This window comes from Pseudoalteromonas sp. SG44-1, from assembly GCF_014164315.1.
Taxonomy (GTDB): domain Bacteria; phylum Pseudomonadota; class Gammaproteobacteria; order Enterobacterales; family Alteromonadaceae; genus Pseudoalteromonas; species Pseudoalteromonas rhizosphaerae.
Window position 1 is genome coordinate 41043 of sequence record NZ_JACJEW010000018.1, and the last position, 19604, is coordinate 60646.

Genomic DNA, 19604 nt, shown 5'->3' on the forward strand with positions numbered 1-19604 from the left:
GATTGTTTATTATAAAATAATATCTTTTGATAAAGTTTTTTGTGAACATTTAAGTTGATTTTAGGGCTAAAATTTAGACTAAAGTCTATGGGTTAATTTTTTTCATCTATCAGATTTATTTTTATCAGTTGTAAGCTTTGAGCTATTACACTAAATTTAGTTTCAAGGAAGCGAAATGAACAAGCCGCTTACAAAGAATCTTTATAATTGTGTGTGAAGATGTTGTCAAAGGCGGTTCAAGTTTAGTACAAACTGGGCTTGAACTGTTTTTATTTTACTGCCACATGATTAGACTAACTGAAAGTTTGTCACTGAATTACAGTGTTTATTGAACAACGCTAAAACTGAATCTTTATAATTGTGTGTGAAGATGTTGTCAAAAAGACAGTTCAAGTTTAGTTAACCTGAGCTTGAACTGCTTTTATTTACTGCCACGCGATTAAATGAACTTATTGTTCATCAGTGAATCTACAATACGTATTGAAAAATATTAGAACCGAATCTTTATAATTGTGTGTGAAGATGTTGTCAAAAAGACGACTCAAGTTAGGGGATAACTTGGCTTGAGTTGCTTTTTATTTTAACCGACATGCAGTTAGATGGCGAAGCAGCCAATACCAAATTCAATAGCGAATACGCTATTAAACGAATCTTTATAATTGTGTGTGAAGATGTTGTCAAAAAGACGACTCAAGTTAGGGGATAACTTAGCTTGAGTTGCTTTTTATTTTCTAAAAGCCGCCAATTATCATTTAAGTTATTTTTAAAGCGCCAGTATGGCGCTTTTTTTATAGCTGTAATTCAACATATTAATAAAAAGTTAGCCCGCTATGTTGTTTTATACTTGTAGCTTGTGTTGACTTTGTTATAATCCTCCCGAAATTTCAGTAATTACTGAAACTTTATTGATGAAGATCATAACAACGAAGTGGAAAATAGCGTAAAGCCAGTCGCTTTACTTCGTAATATATAACCAATAAGGCCATATACGTTTGAATTCGCAAAATTGTCCGCCAGCAAAAACGCACTCTACGCTTAGTAGATGGCAGTTGCGTGCGCGTGCACTTTTTGCCGGACGAGAGCTATTTTCTGTATTAGTTATTTTATTAATTAATTCAGCCATGCTGGTAAATGGTAGTATTGAAGATGCGACAGAGCTAAAAAGCTTATTAACTGAAGGGGCTGTATATGAGTCATCTTTAATTAATGTATTGGGCTTTTTGGCATATCCAGTTGTGTCGTGCCAGTTACTCATTGGTTTATGTTGGTTGATTTTTCACTTTTTCCCAGCGCGTCGTGCTGGGGTTATTTTACGCAAAGCAGCCTTTGCTTTTCGTCAAACAAAAACATCTTTAGTAGTACACAGCGCTCATGGTTGTCGTGCTCCACCTCTTGTTAATGGTTGAACGCTACTCGTTATAGATAGTTTGGCTTTTAACTATTCTGCTGATTCTGTCCGCTGTAATAACGCTTAGCCGCAGTGTACCTGCGATTCAACCAACACCCTCAAATTCCTTTATTGCTTTTTTGATGCTTAGTATTTTTTATGGCGCTAAAAAGTTACCTGAGGAATATTCAAACCGTTGTTTTTACGCTTTTATTTAGAGTTGTAGGGGCAGCACATATCAAATTTTAGGTTGTAGGATAGTCCTTTGTTAATTCGAAACCTCTGTAATATTGCTCTGGGCACAACTGTGCTCGCACTGACTGGCTGTAAAGGCGGTGTGCTTGATCCAAAAGGGCAAGTTGGGATAGATGAAAAAAATCTGATCATCATTGCCACTGTGCTGATGTTAATTGTGGTTATTCCTGTGATTGTGATGACCTTGTACTTTGCGTGGAAATATCGTGATGGCCAAGAGCAGCAAATTTATGCGCCAAAATGGGCACACTCAGGAAAAATTGAAGCCGCAGTCTGGGCCATTCCTATTGTGATAGTGATTGTACTGGGTGTCATTACTTGGCAATCAACGCAACAGCTTGACCCTTATAAACCGCTTGAAGGTAAAGGCAAACACTTAACAGTTGAAGTGGTATCACTGAATTGGAAATGGCTGTTTATTTATCCTGAGCAAGGTATTGCTACGGTTAATGAATTGGTATTTCCAGCCAATGTACCGGTGGAATATAAAATCACCTCAGAAAGTACCATGAACTCATTTTTCATCCCACAACTAGGTAGCCAAATCTACTCGATGGCGGGCATGGAAACTAAGTTGCATTTGATTGCTAATGAACCGGGTACGTTTAAAGGCTTTTCTGCTAACTACAGCGGCGCAGGTTTTACTGGTATGAAATTTAATGCCATAGCTACGCCAACGCAAGCTGACTTTGATACGTGGGTAAACAAGGTGAAAAGCCAAGCTAATACGCTCACTAAAGCGAATTATGATGCACTGGCATTACCGAGTGAAAACAACCCAGTGACTTATTTTGCTGATGTTGATGATGGCTTGTTCCACACCATCATTATGAAATATATGCAAGCACATGGTGATATGAACAAAATGCACAGTGCAATGCCTGAGCACAGCGGTCATGAAAATCACACAATGCACAGCGAGGGCGAGGAATAATTATGTCGTTATTTGGAAAATTATCGTTAGATGCCATTCCGTTTCATGAACCTATTTTGATGGTGACAATGGCGGTAGTAGTGATTGCAGGGGCATTGATTGCAGCTTTAGTCACAAAATATAAAAAATGGGGGGTGCTATGGCACGACTGGATCACCTCAATCGATCATAAACGCTTAGGCGTGATGTACATTATCCTTGCCTTGATCATGCTGTTTCGTGGTTTCTCTGATGCCATTATGATGCGGGCACAATTGGCGCTTGCTACAGGTGGTGCTACAGGCTATTTACCGCCAGAGCATTATGACCAAATATTCACCGCGCATGGGGTGATCATGATCATCTTTATGGCGATGCCATTTATGATTGGTCTGATGAACATTGTATTGCCACTGCAAATTGGTGCGCGCGATGTAGCATTTCCGTTTTTAAATAATTTAAGTTTTTGGCTTACTGCCGGTGGTGCAATATTAATTAATATTTCATTGTTCTGTGGTGAATTTGCAAAAACTGGTTGGGTGGCTTATCCGCCGCTATCGGAGATGTCTTTTAGCCCTGGAGTCGGGGTCGATTATTATATTTGGGCACTGCAAATATCAGGTATTGGTACACTATTAACGGCAGTAAACTTTTTAGTAACAGTGTTTAAAATGCGTGCCCCTGGTATGCGTTTAATGCAAATGCCAATTTTTACCTGGACATGTACATGGGCAAATATCTTAATTGCTGCGTCATTCCCAATCTTAACTGCGGTGTTGACTATGTTAACGCTAGACCGTTATTTAGATTTCCACTTCTTTACTAATGAAGCTGGCGGTAACGCCATGATGTACATCAACCTGTTCTGGGCTTGGGGTCACCCTGAAGTATATATATTGATTTTACCTGCGTTTGGTATTTTCTCAGAAATTATTTCCACTTTTACCGGTAAACGTTTATTTGGTTATAAATCTATGGTTTATGCCAGCGGTGCAATTTCTATCTTAGGTTTTATTGTTTGGTTACACCATTTCTTCACTATGGGGTCCAGTGCTAATGTTAATGCCTTCTTTGGCGTAATGACCATGGTCATTGCGGTGCCCACCGGAGTGAAACTGTTTAACTGGTTATTTACTATTTATCGTGGTCGTTTACGCATCACAGTTCCTGTACTTTGGACACTTGGCTTTATGGTGACCTTTACCATCGGCGGGATGACAGGGGTACTACTAGCAATCCCTGGTGCTGATTATGTATTACACAACAGTCTATTCCTGATTGCACATTTTCATAACACCATCATCGGTGGTGCGGTATTTGGATACTTGGCTGGTTTTGCATTTTGGTTCCCTAAAGCAATGGGCTTTAAACTTCACGAAGGTTGGGGCAAGGCGTCTTTCTGGTGTTGGTTAATTGGTTTCTTTGTTGCATTTATGCCGTTATACGTACTTGGTTTCTTAGGTATGACACGTCGCTTAAACCACACCAATAACCCAGATTGGAATATCTGGTTGTACATTGCCTTTGTCGGTGCGGTGATCATTATGTTTGGTATTTTGTTCCAAGTTGTACAGCTTATTGTGAGCTTTAAAAATCGCGAAGCATTAAAAGATACAACCGGCGATCCGTGGAATGGACACACACTTGAGTGGTCAACATCGTCACCACCACAATACTATAACTTCGCTACTATACCGCATGTACACGATATCGATACTTGGACTGATATGAAAGAAAAAGGCCAAGCGTATCAACAACAAGCAAGCTATGCGCCTATTCATATGCCAAAAAATACTTCGGCAGGGGTGATGATGAGTGCGTGTTTTACCACATTCTGTTTTGCCATGATTTGGCATATTTGGTGGTTGGCAATTGTCGGTGTTATTGCTGGCATCACGGTATTCTTTAAGCGCTGTTACACCAGTGATGTTGATTACTACGTGCAACCAGAAGAAATTCTTGAAATTGAAAGTGCACATAATAAAAGTGCAACAACATTTAACCAAGGTAAGGAGTTCAGCGCATGAGTGCTACCTCTGCAGATATAAATATCATCAATCATGATGCCCATGCTCACGAGCATCATGATACTGGTGGCGATACGGTATTTGGTTTTTGGCTTTACTTAATGACCGACTGCTTATTGTTTGCCTCATTTTTTGCAACCTACGCTGTGCTTTATATGAATACAGCGGGTGGCGTATCTGGCAAAGATATTTTTGAACTGGACTTTGTAGCGGTTGAAACTGCTGCATTGCTACTAAGTAGTATCACTTTTGGTTTTGCGATGATCTCAGCTCATGCGCAAAAGAAGGCCGCTACATTAACGTGGCTGGCAATTACTTTTGCTTTTGGTGCTGTGTTTATTGGTATGGAAATTTATGAATTTCATCATTTAATTGCCCATGGTAATGGCCCGCAGCGCAGCGCATTTTTAACCTCGTTCTTCTCTTTAGTAGGCTTACACGGTATGCACGTAACCGCTGGTCTGATTTGGATGGCGACGATGATGTTCGAAGTGTCACGTCGTGGTTTAAACCCAGCAACCGTTACACGTTTAAGTTGCTTAAGTTTGTTTTGGCACTTTTTAGATGTGGTATGGATCTGCGTATTTACCGTTGTTTACTTAATGGGAGTGATGTAATGAGCCACAGTGAATCACATGTATTAAATGAGCTACATACACAAAGCCATAGTGATGCTTCACATGGCAGTGTTAAAGACTATTTAATAGGTTTTGTTTTATCAATCATTCTAACGGCCATTCCATTTTGGGCGGTGATGAGCGGTACATTGTCAAAACCAACCACATTTGCCTGTGTTGTCGTAATGGCCATTGTGCAAATTTGGGTGCATTTAAAATACTTCTTGCACCTGAACTTTACCACCGAAGACGGTAAAGCCAGTTCGTTATCGTTTATCTTCAGTGCGCTGATCATCGTCATGGTGGTTGGCCTGTCTGTATGGATCATCTACGAATCGAACGCCATGATGATGTACTAGCCCCAGCTAGTACGTTTTCGTAAAGCAAAGAATAGGGGAACTGCAGATGTTTCGTCGTTATTTAAAGGTCACTAAGCCCGGTATTATCATGGGTAATTTGATCTCGGTTGCGGGTGGGTTTTTACTCGCCTCGCGTGGTGATATTGATGGCTGGCTAATGCTTGCTACATTAGTTGGCTTATCGCTGGTGGTAGCCTCAGGTTGCGTGATCAATAATGTGATCGACCGTGATATTGATATTCGCATGGCGCGCACGCGAACACGGGTAACTGTAACGGGCGAAATGTCTGCCAAGACTGCTTTGCTACATGGTACAGCACTTGGCGTATTAGGTTTTGCTCTACTAGTGATTTTTACTAACTGGATTGCAGTGTTTTTTGCTGTGTTTGGTTATGTTATTTACGTGGGTGTTTATAGCTTATATATGAAGCGTCGCTCAGTATATGGCACATTTGTAGGCAGCTTATCTGGTGCTGTACCGCCAGTCGTTGGTTATTGCGCCGTGACGGCACAGTTTGATATTGGTGCATTGATTTTATTGGTAATGTTTAGTTTATGGCAAATGCCACATTCATACGCGATTGCTATTTTTCGCTATAAAGACTACCAAGCCGCACGTATTCCAGTGCTGCCAGTAGCGCACGGTATTGATAAAGCAAAGCACCATATTGTTTTGTATATTGCCATATATGCGTTAGTAGTGATGTTATTAACCATTGGCGGTTATACCGGTATGGCGTTTTTAGCCGTTGCTTGCACCACTAGCTTTTGGTGGTTGTTAATGGCGCTAAGAGGTTATCGACGTAACATTGATATTAGTGGTTGGGCGCGGCAAGTGTTTGCGTTTTCAATCCTTAATATTACTGCTTTGAGCATTGCTATGGCAGTTGATTACCAAAGTCTTACACCACAATTACTTGCTATATACCCAAACTGCCTCTAGATGCAGAATTCAGCGTTTCACAGGTGCTTAATATCAAGGCGTTACTTTGCAAGAATGGCAGTCCCTTTTAAGAAGTAACAACGATGAGAGTAAGTGCCTGTGAAACGCCCAACGGGTTGGTTTAAAAGCGATTTATACTGCGTTATTGATTTTAACAATAGAACCACTATTACTTGCAATCAATGCCTTGCCTAAATCGCTTTTTAATTCCAACTGAAACTCGCATCTTGAGGTGGTTTGGGTATAAATTAACCGAGTTTATTTCAAAGTTAACCAAAGGCTCTAAGATCTCCGAGGAGCCTTTTTTCATTTTTATAGCACCGCTAATTGATTAACTCAGCAATACTGAGTTTCCCCGCTAACATTAAACTTTGCTTTATGGCTGCACGTATTTCAGCTGGCTTGTTTTGACTAAGTTTAAAATTGCCCTGCCAATGAATGGTAATAAATTCAATAAAACTTAATTGTTGATACATTGCCTTGCGCTGCTGTACGGGTACCTCATTAATTTGCCATTTATCTGTAGCGTGCTCAGTAAAGTGTTGCTCAAAGTGATCGGTTAGTCGTTGCATGATCTGTTCTTTGTGCTGTTGGTCTTTAACAATACGCACTTTAGCTGTCACATAAACACTCGAATAAAGCCAACTAGGTAGGGTTTTATTGTGTGCGTAAGCGGGCGATAAATAGCAATCATCGCCACTAAATAATAGCTTCACTGATTGACCATCAAATGATGACAGGGGGTTATATTTGGCCACATGGCCGATAAAAACTTCGCGAGCTGGGTCATATAATAATGGCACGCGGCATATATCATTGAGTTGGTTTTGTGTATTAGGCATTAAAATGGTCGCCAGTGGATAGTTATTTACTAACTGTTGTAATTGCTTACTATCATGTTGTTGAAAATGGGCCGCTGGGTACATTATAGTTTTCCTTCTAACTGAGATTTTATTGTCGGCCATTGCTCGTCTATAATACTGAACTGAGCGGTGTTTCGGTATGAGCCATCGGCAAGTAACCTGTCTTTATAACTAATGCCTTCAAAGCGGGCGCCAAGGCGTGCTATAGCATTACGCGATTTTTGGTTTTGTTCATGGGTATTAAAAGCAATACGCACTAAGCCTAATTCTTCGAACGCATATTGCAGTAGCAAGTATTTAGCGTGGGTATTTACAAAACTACGTTGCCACTTTTTAGCAATAAATGTGTGGCCAATCTCGGCGCTGCGATTTTGTTTATCTAACCTAAATAAACGTGTAGTACCAAGCACCTGCTTACTTACTTTATCAACTATGGCGTAGACTATTTGTTGTTCGGCATTAAACTGCGCTGTATTGATAAACCAATCATCGAGAGTTGCACGGGTTTGGGTGTAATTCATTAAAACCCAACGCCATATTTGTGGATCTTGGCCTGCTTGATATAGCCCCTCTAGGTGGTTTTGTGTCAGTGGCTCTAAAGCCAGCTTATTGGTTTGATGAATGTGTTTTGTAAACATGATAAGCCCCATATTTTGCTATTTATGAATAACAAAGGTACGCTACTTTGGTCAGTAATAAACAACCAGTTTTAGATTTTTAACTAGACCAGTTTAGAGTGTTTTTGGAGTCGTAATGCAGCCGTTAGTTATTGAATTTGATGAGTCAGAGCCTGCCAAATATTTGCAACTAGCCAGCGCGATACGCAGTGCCATAATGCAAGGCAAGCTTGCGCCAGGGGTAAAACTCAGCTCGGCGCGTGTCATGGCAAACACTTATCAGCTCAATCGCCATACAGTGATGAATGCATTGCAATTATTAGTAGCGGAAGGCTGGCTTGAATCTCGGCAGCGCTCAGGTTATCGGATCACCAAGTCATTGCCCATTCAAAGTAGTGTTAGTACCTCAAGTACTCCAATACTGAAAGCAAAACCTTATCAATTTGCTAAAACATTGGCTGTGCCCGCTGCTGGAATGGATTTAACTGCATATAAATATAACTTTGCTGGTGGCTTGCCTGATCTTGCCAGTTTCCCACAAAAAGAATTTAAACGCTCCGTCAGCCATGTGTGTAATCACTTAGATATCAATCAACTGCATTATGGGCAGGTCAGTGGTAACGAGCAATTAAAAGCTCATATTTGTGATTACTTATACAAAGCGCGTAATTTAAACGTAAGCGACGTATTGATCTGCAATGGCTCGCAAGAAGCACTGTTCTTAATCGCAAAAGCGTTTATAAAAAAAGATGATTTTGTCGCAGTCGAAACGTTAGGTTATCCGCCAGCAAGGCAAGCATTTGCTGCTTGTGGCGCGCAATTAGTTGATATAAAACAAGACGATGAAGGCTTATGTGTTGATGATTTAAAAGCCCAGCTAGAATGTTATCCAATTAAAATGCTGTACTTAACGCCGCTGCACCAATATCCAACTACCGTGACCTTATCGCCAACGCGGCGCTTGCAAATTTATCAACTGTGTTATGCCCATAACGTGATGATCATCGAAGATGACTACGACCATGAATTTCATTATCGCTGTCAGCCATTACAACCCATGGCCGCCGATGACCCTGCGGGCATTGTTATTTATCTATCGACGTTTTCAAAGATTATGTTTTCAGCCGCACGTATCGGTTATATCTGCGCAGCGCCTGAAGTATTAGCGCAATTAACTGCGTGGAAGCAGCTGATTAACCATAAGAACGATGTGATCATGCAATTAGCTGTGGCGCACTGGATGAAAGAAGGTGGCTTTGAACGCCATTTAAAGCGTATGACCAAACTGTATAAACAGCGCTATGAAGCGATGGATGCCTATTTAATAGAGCTACAAGCACTTGGGCATCCTATAGAATATAAAAAGCCCGACGGCGGTATGGCGATGTGGGTCAACTTTAATAAAGACACTCAGCACTTAAAAGCGCAGTTAGCAAAGCAAGGTATATATTTACAAACCCAAGCCGAGTTTTACTTTACCAACTCAGTACGTAGCTTAAAACCCATAAACTATAGCTATGCTCGGCTTGGTTTTGCAGGACAATCGAGCGAGAAGATGCAGCAAGGGTTAAAGTTTATAACTATGCAACTATTTTCGAGTAAATAATTTTTTACTGCAAACCTTCAACATCAAAATAGAGCGGCTTTAAGGTACCACAGTTGGCAAATTTATAGGTTAATTCGCTAGCATTTGGGACGCGTTTTGATGTGCGAAATTTTTGTAAACAGGCATTGGTTAAATCTGCATAAATAAGGTGATTAAAACTCGGTGCTTGGGTTATTTTATGGATATAAATTCGCTCATTATTTTTGAGGGTGATCATGTCGTATTCTTGCCACTGCGATGATTCGTTCAAATCAGTTAATTCCCGCGCATAAAGTAATTTACTCATTACAATAGGTCTATGTTGATAAACCAAACTGCCATCGCGCTGGTAGTGTCCGGCATACACATCTGCCGTAATTGTTAGTTCTTCGCCGCGCATTAGGCGTTGAATATTAAACGGTTGTGGTTTGATAGTAATAAGCTCTGCATCACGTACCAGGCTTAAAAAAGCGACATCTGGGTTTTCAATTTGATAAACAACTTGCACATCGTGAGGTAATTTATAAGTTGGTAAGTTAACTGCAAAAATACGCGAGCCTTGATTAACGAGCACCATAGCATGCTCTGCATTGTAAGCTGGGTTAATCGGCGGAAGCTCTTCTTTTACAGCTTCTTCTTCGGCGTTGGCAATACTCGACATAAATGCAAGTAACAAAATAAACAACAGTCGCATAATGAACTCAATAAAGGTATGAATTTAAAGTGTAGTCAAAAATACTGTTTTAGCAGTTTTATACTCTGCTTTTAAAACAGCGCAGCTTGCTCTATAACAATTGCGTGGCGTTTTGCAAGGCGCAAGTGATCTCTGTCATAACCTCCGCCAATCACGCTTGCCACTGGCGTATTGTGCTCAATACAGCGCTTAAACACTAAGTGATCACGTTTTTCAATGCCTTGCCAGCTAACATCAAGCTTACCTAAGCCATCTTGTTGCCAAATATCAACTCCGGCATCATACAGCACTAAATCAGGGTTAAGTTCTCTGAGTAAAAAGCGCAAGGTATCATCAACAACCCCTAAATATTCATCATCTTGCATATTATTAGCTAAACCAATGTCGAGATCGCTGGCTGATTTGCGAAATGGAAAATTTTTTTCACAATGAATTGAGCAGGTATATGCATAAGGTTGGTGTTGTAACATCGCCGCAGTACCATCGCCTTGATGTACGTCTAAGTCAAAAATTAATACATTAGTCAATTCGCCTGACTGAATAAGCGTTTGTGCGGTAAAGGCTAAGTCGTTGACCATACAATAGCCAGAGCCAAAATCGCTGTGAGCGTGGTGTGTACCGCCGGCTAAATGGCATGCAATGCCGTGCTCAAGAGCTAAGCGCGCAGTTTGCAACGTGCCTTGAGGTGCGGTAAAAGTTCGTGCCATTAATTGTTCTGACCAAGGTAGCCCAATACGACGCATCGCTTTATCATCTAAGCGGTTATGCCATAAATCTTGAATGTAATTATCACAATGTACCAATTCAAGCGCCTCAGGGCTGCCAAGTTGAGGTGTGATTAGGTTGCTATTCGCCAAACCAAGTGCTTTTACTTGTTGGTATAAATGGGCAAATTTACTCATTACAAAACGATGGTTAGGGTCAAAGTTAAACGAATAGTTAGGGTGATAAACCAGCGGTAAGTGTTGATTAAGAGCCATAGTCAGATTGCGTTGCGAATTTTCTCTAGGGTAACCTACAGGGCAATTTCAATCCAGTTACTTGCTTTACGCACTGTGGATCAAACTCTCAAGTTCACGGTGCAGTAGTGTATCGTCAGCGAGGTTTAACTCAATTAAACGCTTTAAATGGGTAATACTATCTATATCAATATGGGTACATTTTAAACCTATATGTTGTTGTTCGATATGGCAAATAGTGACAGTCATCGCGATGATTACTTCACTTTGCGGGAGTTTAAAGGCAAGAATAGCACTACTGTTTTTTGTAAAGTTAAAGTCATTATTGCGACTAACCAGAGCGCCATTTAATGATATATCGAGCAACTGGCAGGGGTAACTATGGGTATTATTGGTTAAATGCGCGGGAGTTGAAAATAAAATGCGCGTGTAATGTCGGCGGTTTTCCATCACTATTCCTTTTAGGAGTATTAGGAGTATTAGGAGTATTAGGAGTATTAGGATTAAGTGTAGCCTGTTTTTTAGTCAGTATGTGTAATTAATACCAATCGACTTAAATATTTAACCATTCTAGCGAGCTAAATAAAGCGCTAACTGCGTTATAAATTTTTCATGTAGAACAACTACATGTAAAAATTTATGTCTTGTTATCACTCCATTTATCTGTCGCTATAAATGGTCAGTAACTTAACACGATTGGTATAAGCTGAACTCTGGATCGTGAATCTCTGATCTATATTCCAGGTTAATAAAAAAAGCCCCACATAAATGTGGGGCTTAAAAAATGTTTAGAACCTAGAACTTAACCTATCTTTTTGTACTTAATACGCTTAGGTTGCGTAGCCGCAGTGCCTAAGGTCTTTTTAAGCCATTCTTCATATTCAGTGTAGTTACCATCGAAGAAGTTAATTTGGCCTTCGTCACGGTAATCAAGAATATGTGTTGCGATACGGTCTAAGAACCAACGGTCATGCGAGATACACATAACGCAGCCTGGGAATTCTAAAATAGCGTTCTCAAGGGCACGTAATGTTTCAACGTCCAAATCATTGGTTGGCTCATCCAGCAGGATAACGTTGCCACCGGCTTTTAATAACTTAGCTAAGTGTAAGCGGTTGCGTTCACCACCTGACAAGTCCTTAACAAATTTTTGCTGATCGTTACCTTTGAAGTTAAAGCGACTAACATAGGCACGGCTTTGGAATTCAAAGTTACCAATTTTTAGTACGTCTTGGCCGTTTGAAATTTCTTGGAAAACAGTATTGCTGTCATCCATATTGCCACGGAACTGATCAACGGTTGCCAGTTCAACCGTTTCACCTAGGTTAATTTCACCGCTGTCTTGTTTGTCTTCACCGCTGAGCATTTTAAACAGCGTTGATTTACCTGCGCCATTGGCACCGATAATGCCAACAATTGCGCCTTTAGGCACAGTAAAGCTTAGATCATCAATTAACACGCGATCGCCAAAGCTTTTCTTCAAGTTTTTAACTTCAATAACTTGATCACCTAAACGTGGTCCAGGTGGAATAAATAGCTCGTTGGTTTCATTACGTTTTTGGTAATCAGACTGCTGCATTTCAGTAAATTGCGACATACGCGCTTTTGACTTAGCTTGACGACCTTTTTGGTTTGAACGTACCCACTCAAGTTCTTGTGCAATTGATTTTTGACGGGCTTTTTCAGACTTTTGCTCTTGCTGCAGGCGCGCATCTTTTTGCTCAAGCCAAGAAGAATAATTACCTTCCCATGGAATACCTTCACCACGGTCAAGCTCTAAGATCCAGCCAGCTACATTATCGAGGAAGTAACGGTCATGGGTTACCGCCACAACAGTGCCTTCGTAATCATGCAAGAAGCGCTCAAGCCATGCTACAGATTCTGCATCTAAGTGGTTAGTCGGCTCATCGAGGATAAGCATATCTGGTTTTTCAAGCAATAAGCGGCAGATAGCCACTCGGCGACGCTCACCACCTGACAAGAATTCAATTTTAGCATCCCACTCAGGTAAGCGCAGGGCATCTGCGGCGCGCTCTAATACGTTGTCGATGTTATGACCATCGTGGGCTTGAATAATTGCTTCAAGCTCACCTTGCTCTTTGGCTAGTGCGTCAAAGTCAGCATCTTCCATCGCGTATTCGTTATATACTTCATCAAGACGGTTAAGCGCGTTTTTAACTTCGCTGACTGCTTCTTCCACAGTTTCACGAACCGTTTTGCTTTCATCTAGAATAGGCTCTTGCGGTAAGTAACCAATTTTAGTGCCCGGTTGAGGATATGCCTCACCTTCAAACTCTTGATCAAGGCCGGCCATAATACGTAGCAACGTTGATTTACCAGAACCGTTTAAACCAAGGACACCAATTTTTGCGCCCGGGAAAAAATGCAAAGAAATATCTTTTAAGATAGTGCGCTTAGGTGGCACAACCTTAGATACTCGACTCATCGAGAAAATAAACTTATCAGGTAAAACCATGGAAGGAGCCTTCAAATAATAATAAAAATTTCAATGTTGTATTGTAGTGGCTCACAGGTGAAACAGTCAACGAATCAACCAAATAACAATGTGCTAATTCGCGAGCAATACTCCTACACCGATTAAAGCAAGCAAGCCGCCTATTAACATTTTATTGGTAACGGGCTCGCGCTTTATAAAACCAATGCTCATTACAATTAATGGCGCGGTTGCGAAAATCGTTTGTGCAATGGCTGGATCGGTATATTTAACTGCGCCAAGTTGAAGCCATAAACCAAGGAAAGTGCCTAAAAACACAGCCGCAAAAAACCATTGTTTGCCGCTAATTCCCCTTAGAGTTAGTGCTTGTTTAAATTCACTGCTTTTAAACACTGCAACAACTAAGGCCACAGTCATCGTACCGGCTGCTAATCTAATTAATGCCGCCCATAAGCTACTCATATGCTCATTATTGAGTGCGCCTTTAGACATCACCATACCGAGCGCTTGGCAGATAGCAGCTGCAAGGGCACATAAAACACCTTTGCGATAATGTTGATGATCAACCTGTGGCAATGTTTTTTCAGGCTTGATTGCTATTACTACGCCAATGGTTGTAAGTACAATACCGCACCATGCAAATGGCGATAAATAATGATTTAATAGCAGGATATTAAAAACCCCCACAAGGGCTGGAGCAAGGGACTCAATAACTAACGTGCGAGCAGGGCCAATATTTCGCAGCGCAGTAAAATAGGCGCTATCGCCAATCGCAATCCCAATCACCCCGCCAGCAATTAGCCAAAGCCAGCTTGTCAGATGATGTGGTAGTGCAGCGTCTTGAGTAATCGCAATAGTAGCTAACATCATGGCACTTGCTAACACGCCTTTACTGATGTTTAGCTGCATAGGCGTTAAGTGATGGCTAAAACCTTTATATAAAATGGTCGAAAGCGCCCAAACAATAGCTGCTAATATAGCAAAAAGTTCTCCAAAGCCTAGCCAATCAATCACGTTTACCACCTTAAAATAAAATCAACAGGCGCATTATGGCGAGCGGTTTTTAGAATGCAAAAGAATAGCTAAAATAAATTCATTTGGACATCTAAACATCTAGAGGTTGAAATTTCCAGCTATCCGTTCATAATTAGCCATTGGTTAATTATGCCTTGGAGATGAGTATGCCTATTACCGTTAAAGATGAATTGCCCGCAATTGCGAAGTTACGTCAAGAAAACGTATTCGTAATGCCAAAAAGCCGCGCTAAAACCCAAGAGATCCGTCCGATGCGCTTGGCGATTTTAAACTTAATGCCTAATAAGGTAGAAACCGAGGTGCAATTTATTCGTTTGCTCGCTAATTCACCCTTACAAGTGAATGTAGAGCTACTACGTTTAGACACTCATCGCAGCAGTAGCAATTCAGAGCAGCATTTAGACACTTTTTACCGTTATTTCTCTGAAGTGAAAGACAACAATTACGATGCATTACTCATTACCGGCGCACCATTGGCACATTTAGAATATGACGATGTAGCCTACTGGGATGAACTAAAAGTAATTTTAGATTGGGCGGAGCAGCATGTAACCTCAACATTATTTTCGTGTTGGGCGGCTCACGCGGGTTTATTTCATCATTATAATCTAAAGCGTGAACTAAAAGAAAATAAGCTCTGTGGCGTGTTTACCCATAAGTGTTACTTTGAACATGGAGCCTTAACGCGTGGTTTTGACGATACCTTTGTAGTGCCTCACTCGCGGTATGGTCATATTGATATTGAAAAAATTAACGCTTGTGATGACTTAGTGGTGCTGGCAGGTTCAGAGCAAGTAGGCGCTTACTTAATAAAAAATAAATCCGGCAGCCAAGTGTATATTACCGGGCATCCTGAGTATGATGCAGACACTTTAAAAGGCGAATATCAGCGCGATTTAGAAAAAGGCCCTGATGCGCCATTGCCTGAAAATTACTTTCCAGAGAACAACCCAGATAACGAACCGTCGAAAACTTGGCAAAGCCATGCCTTTTTACTGTTTTCGAATTGGTTAAATTATTATGTGTACCAAACCACACCCTATGATATTAATTTAGTTAGCCAAGCCGTAAGGACTAACAACTATGCCGAATAATTTAGAAAACAAAAGCGCCGTGTTAATTGAAGCGTTAAAACAGCGTATTTTAATTCTTGATGGTGCTATGGGTACCATGATCCAAGAACACAAATTAGAAGAACACGATTACCGTGGCGAGCGCTTTAAAGACTGGCATGTGCTAATTAAAGGTAATAATGATTTATTAAGCATCACACAACCAAAAATTATTGCTGATATTCATCGTGGCTTTTTAAGTGCAGGTGCCGATATTATCGAAACCAACACCTTTAATTCGACTACAATTTCGATGGAAGATTACGATATGGCCAGCATCAGCCGTGAAGTAAACTTAGAGTCAGCTAAATTAGCACGCAGTATTTGTGATGAGTTTACTGCTAAAAATCCAGCAAAACCACGCTATGTTGCGGGTGTTTTAGGGCCAACCTCAAAAACCTGTTCAATCTCACCGGATGTGAACGACCCCGGTTATCGCAATGTCACGTTTGATAAGTTAGTCACCGCGTATGTTGAATCAACCCTTGCTTTAATGGAAGGTGGTGTTGATTTAATTTTGATAGAAACAATTTTTGATACGCTTAATGCAAAAGCGGCTTCATTCGCGGTTGAAGAAGCGTTTGAACAAGCAGGGCGCAAGTTGCCTGTGATGATCTCTGGCACCATAACCGATGCCTCGGGCCGTACGCTGTCAGGGCAAACCACCGAAGCATTTTATAATTCTATTCGTCATATAAAGCCAATTTCAATTGGCTTGAACTGCGCGCTAGGTCCAGATTTATTGCGCCAATATGTAGAAGAACTATCGCGTGTTTGCGAAACCTTTGTCTCTGTTCACCCCAATGCTGGTTTACCGAACGAGTTTGGGGAATATGATTTAGAAGCACCTGAAATGGCTCAAGAAATTATCGATTGGGGCAAGTCTGGCTTTATCAATATTGTTGGCGGTTGTTGTGGTACCACACCTGCACACATCAGGGCATTTTCGAAAGGGCTTGAAGGTGTTAAACCTCGGCCATTGCCAGAGCTTGAAGTGCGTATGCGCTTATCAGGCCTTGAAGCGTGTAATTTAAACTAAGGTAGCCGAGATGACACAAAAAATAGCAGTATTTACCAACGTTGGCGAACGTACCAATGTGACCGGCTCAGCCATGTTCAAACGTTTGATCATGGAAGAAGATTACGAGACCGCGCTTAATGTTGCCCGCGAGCAAGTAGAAAACGGCGCACAGGTTATTGATATCAACATGGATGAAGCCATGCTGGACTCAAAAGCCGCCATGGTGAAATTTTTAAATTTGATTGCCTCCGAGCCTGATATTTCTCGCGTGCCAATTATGGTCGACTCTTCTAAGTGGGAAGTCATTGAAGCGGGCTTAAAGTGTATTCAAGGCAAGGCAATTGTAAACTCAATCTCGCTAAAAGAAGGTGAAGAGCCATTTATTCGCCAAGCTAAAATTATTAAACGTTTTGGCGCCGCTGCAGTGGTTATGGCGTTTGATACCGACGGCCAAGCAGATACAGCCGATCGCAAGTTTGAAATTTGTCAGCGTAGTTACCGCATTTTGGTGGATGAAATTGGCTTTGCGCCAGAAGATATTATTTTCGATCCCAACATCTTTGCGGTAGCAACCGGTATTGAAGAGCACGACAACTACGCAGTTGAATTTATTGAAGGTACACGTCGCATTAAGCAAAACTTGCCACACTGTAAAGTGTCGGGTGGGGTGTCGAATGTATCGTTCTCGTTTCGTGGGAATAACCCCGTGCGAGAGGCTATTCACTCAGTATTTTTATATCACGCAATTCAAGCGGGTATGGATATGGGAATTGTTAATGCAGGGCAACTCGCTGTGTATGATGATATTCCAGCGGAGCTGCGAAAAGCCGTTGAAGACGTTATTTTAAATACCGATCCAGGTGCAGGTGAACGTTTAGTTGAGTTGGCACCTAAATACTCAGGCATGGCACAAGCCGAACGCGTAGAGGATTTAGAATGGCGTACTTGGCCGGTCGAAAAGCGCCTTGAACATGCTCTTGTTAAAGGCATTACTACCTTTATAGATGAAGACACCGAAGAATGCCGTGCTGCTGCCGATAAACCTATTCATGTGATTGAAGGGCCGTTAATGGACGGCATGAATGTGGTAGGCGATTTATTTGGCGCAGGTAAAATGTTCTTACCGCAAGTCGTTAAATCAGCGCGAGTGATGAAGCGCGCAGTGGCCTACCTAGACCCTTACATTGAAGCAGAAAAAGAAGAAGGGGCTACTAACGGTAAAATCGTGATGGCCACCGTTAAAGGTGACGTACATGATATTGGTAAAAATATTGTTGGCGTAGTACTGCAATGTAATAACTATGAAGTTATCGATTTAGGCGTAATGGTGCCTGCAGATAAAATACTGCAAACCGCGATTGATGAAAAAGCCGATATCATTGGTTTATCAGGGCTGATTACACCATCGCTTGATGAAATGGTGCATGTTGCCAAAGAAATGAAGCGCCGTGGTTTTGAACTACCGCTATTGATTGGTGGCGCGACTACCTCAAAAGCGCATACTGCCGTTAAAATCGAGCCACAATATGACAAAGGCGTGGTGTATGTAAATAACGCCAGTCGCGCTGTAGGCGTGGTTTCTAACTTATTGTCGAAAGAGCATAAAGCTGAATTTTTAGCAAAAACCAGCGCTGAATATGTCAAAGTACGCGAGCAGCAAGCACGCAAAAAGCCACGTTCAAAACCGGTTACTATTCAACGTGCCCGCGACAACGCCGCCAAGCTTGATTGGGATAATTACACTCCACCGGTGCCGAAAAAGCTGGGCGTGACAGAGTTTAAAAATGTCTCGATAGCCACTTTACGACAATACATAGACTGGACGCCGTACTTTATGACCTGGTCAATCGCCGGTAAATACCCACGTATCATGACTGATGAAGTGGTTGGCGAGCAGGCGCAAAGCTTATTTAAAGACGCCAACGACATGTTAGACGATCTTGAAAAGTCAGGCAGTTTGCAACCGCTTGGCGTAATTGGTTTATTCCCAGCTAATCGCGTGGGTGACGATATTGAAATATACACAGACGAAACTCGCTCTGAACTATTAACCACATCGTGCCATTTACGTCAGCAAACAGAAAAAACCGACTTTGCTAACTACTGCTTAGCTGATTATATCGCCCCGAAAGGCACGCCTGATTACTTTGGTGCATTTGCGGTAACCGGCGGTCTTGAAGAAGACGACTTAGCTGATGCGTTCGATGCACAGCAAGATGACTACAACAAAATAATGGTAAAAGCGGTGGCAGATAGACTCGCCGAAGCCTTTGCTGAGTACTTACACGAACAAGTGCGTAAAGAATATTGGGGTTTTGCCCCAGACGAAAACCTTGCGAATGAAGATCTTATTCGTGAAAACTATCAAGGTATTCGCCCAGCACCCGGTTACCCAGCGTGTCCAGAGCACACTGAGAAGAAGAAAATCTGGCAACTACTCGACACTGAAAAGCGCATTGGCATGCAGCTCACCAGCTCATACGCCATGTGGCCCGGTGCTGCGGTATCAGGCTGGTACTTCTCTCACCCTGAGGCTAAATACTACGCCGTAGCGGCAGTACAAAAGGATCAGGTTGAAGATTACGCTCAACGAACCAACATGACGCTAGAAGAAGCGGAAAGATGGTTGTCTCCTAATTTGGGGTATGAGCCGGAGTAAGTGAAGCTGTAAGCTATCAGCTATCAGCCGTCAGTTTAAAACAAAAAAGCGAGCCAAATTAGGCTCGCTTTTTTTGTACAAAGTTTTTCCTGATAGCTCTTCG

Annotated in this window: 17 protein-coding genes; 10 read left to right on the top strand and 7 right to left on the bottom strand. The window is 41.6% G+C overall.

Going from position 1 to position 19604, the window contains the following annotated elements; genetic code table 11:
- The first annotated feature begins 992 nt into the window (after positions 1-992).
- From H5187_RS10445 to cyoE, 6 genes are all read left to right on the top strand, one after another.
- Positions 993-1406 carry a hypothetical protein gene (locus H5187_RS10445; protein ID WP_145241341.1) on the top strand — a complete coding sequence of 138 codons (414 nt, stop codon included), beginning with the start codon at positions 993-995 and terminating at the stop codon, positions 1404-1406.
- A gap of 246 nt (positions 1407-1652) precedes the next feature.
- A complete protein-coding gene (gene cyoA, locus H5187_RS10450) occupies positions 1653-2576 on the top strand; it encodes a ubiquinol oxidase subunit II (RefSeq protein ID WP_145241343.1) in 924 nt (307 codons plus the stop codon).
- A gap of 2 nt (positions 2577-2578) precedes the next feature.
- Positions 2579-4582, top strand: a complete 2004-nt coding sequence (cyoB, locus tag H5187_RS10455) for a cytochrome o ubiquinol oxidase subunit I (RefSeq protein ID WP_149982038.1) — start codon at positions 2579-2581, stop codon at positions 4580-4582.
- Entirely contained in the window at positions 4579-5199 is a 621-nt protein-coding gene (gene cyoC, locus H5187_RS10460; RefSeq protein ID WP_145241348.1) for a cytochrome o ubiquinol oxidase subunit III, read from the top strand. Before cyoB ends, cyoC begins: the two co-directional genes overlap by 4 nt.
- Positions 5199-5558 (top strand): cytochrome o ubiquinol oxidase subunit IV, encoded by a 360-nt coding sequence (cyoD, locus tag H5187_RS10465; protein ID WP_149982037.1) that lies wholly within the window; start codon positions 5199-5201, stop codon positions 5556-5558. The genes cyoC and cyoD overlap by 1 nt, the downstream gene beginning before the upstream one ends.
- A 46-nt stretch (positions 5559-5604) precedes the next feature.
- The gene (gene cyoE, locus H5187_RS10470; protein WP_182797837.1) at positions 5605-6501 is read left to right on the top strand and encodes a heme o synthase; all 897 of its coding nucleotides are present in this window, start codon (positions 5605-5607) and stop codon (positions 6499-6501) included.
- A 323-nt stretch (positions 6502-6824) separates the two neighbouring features.
- Here cyoE and H5187_RS10475 read toward each other — a convergent pair whose 3' ends face one another.
- Positions 6825-7427, bottom strand: a complete 603-nt coding sequence (locus H5187_RS10475) for an FMN-binding negative transcriptional regulator (RefSeq protein WP_182719155.1) — start codon at positions 7425-7427, stop codon at positions 6825-6827.
- Complete coding sequence (locus H5187_RS10480) at positions 7427-8002, bottom strand: GNAT family N-acetyltransferase (protein WP_149982034.1); 576 nt, start codon at positions 8000-8002, stop codon at positions 7427-7429. The genes H5187_RS10475 and H5187_RS10480 overlap by 1 nt, the downstream gene beginning before the upstream one ends.
- Before the next feature lie 115 nt (positions 8003-8117).
- Between H5187_RS10480 and H5187_RS10485 the strand changes: the two genes are divergently transcribed.
- Positions 8118-9587: a PLP-dependent aminotransferase family protein gene (locus H5187_RS10485; protein ID WP_182797838.1), complete on the top strand. Its 1470-nt coding sequence runs from the start codon at positions 8118-8120 to the stop codon at positions 9585-9587.
- A 4-nt stretch (positions 9588-9591) separates the two neighbouring features.
- Here the strand turns inward: H5187_RS10485 and H5187_RS10490 are convergent, their stop codons facing one another.
- From H5187_RS10490 to H5187_RS25040, 5 genes are all read right to left on the bottom strand, one after another.
- Positions 9592-10260, bottom strand: a complete 669-nt coding sequence (locus H5187_RS10490) for a hypothetical protein (protein ID WP_182797839.1) — start codon at positions 10258-10260, stop codon at positions 9592-9594.
- Positions 10261-10331: 71 nt separating this feature from the next.
- Positions 10332-11240, bottom strand: coding sequence for a histone deacetylase (locus H5187_RS10495; protein ID WP_182761745.1), 909 nt, complete (start codon positions 11238-11240; stop codon positions 10332-10334).
- A gap of 66 nt (positions 11241-11306) precedes the next feature.
- Positions 11307-11669, bottom strand: a complete 363-nt coding sequence (locus H5187_RS10500) for a PilZ domain-containing protein (protein ID WP_182734665.1) — start codon at positions 11667-11669, stop codon at positions 11307-11309.
- 352 nt (positions 11670-12021) lie between these two features.
- A complete protein-coding gene (ettA, locus tag H5187_RS10505) occupies positions 12022-13695 on the bottom strand; it encodes an energy-dependent translational throttle protein EttA (RefSeq protein ID WP_145241364.1) in 1674 nt (557 codons plus the stop codon).
- 93 nt (positions 13696-13788) lie between these two features.
- Positions 13789-14688, bottom strand: coding sequence for a DMT family transporter (locus tag H5187_RS25040; protein ID WP_182719158.1), 900 nt, complete (start codon positions 14686-14688; stop codon positions 13789-13791).
- 167 nt (positions 14689-14855) lie between these two features.
- Here H5187_RS25040 and metA point away from each other — a divergent pair, with 167 nt between their 5' ends.
- From metA to metH, 3 genes are read left to right on the top strand one after another with little or no spacing between them, the layout of a single operon-like run.
- Positions 14856-15803: a homoserine O-succinyltransferase gene (gene metA, locus H5187_RS10515; RefSeq protein WP_149982020.1), complete on the top strand. Its 948-nt coding sequence runs from the start codon at positions 14856-14858 to the stop codon at positions 15801-15803.
- Positions 15793-16860, top strand: a complete 1068-nt coding sequence (locus tag H5187_RS10520) for a homocysteine S-methyltransferase family protein (RefSeq protein WP_182762687.1) — start codon at positions 15793-15795, stop codon at positions 16858-16860. Before metA ends, H5187_RS10520 begins: the two co-directional genes overlap by 11 nt.
- 10 nt (positions 16861-16870) lie before the next feature.
- A complete protein-coding gene (metH, locus tag H5187_RS10525; RefSeq protein ID WP_182762689.1) occupies positions 16871-19501 on the top strand; it encodes a methionine synthase in 2631 nt (876 codons plus the stop codon).
- Positions 19502-19604 lie beyond the last annotated feature (103 nt).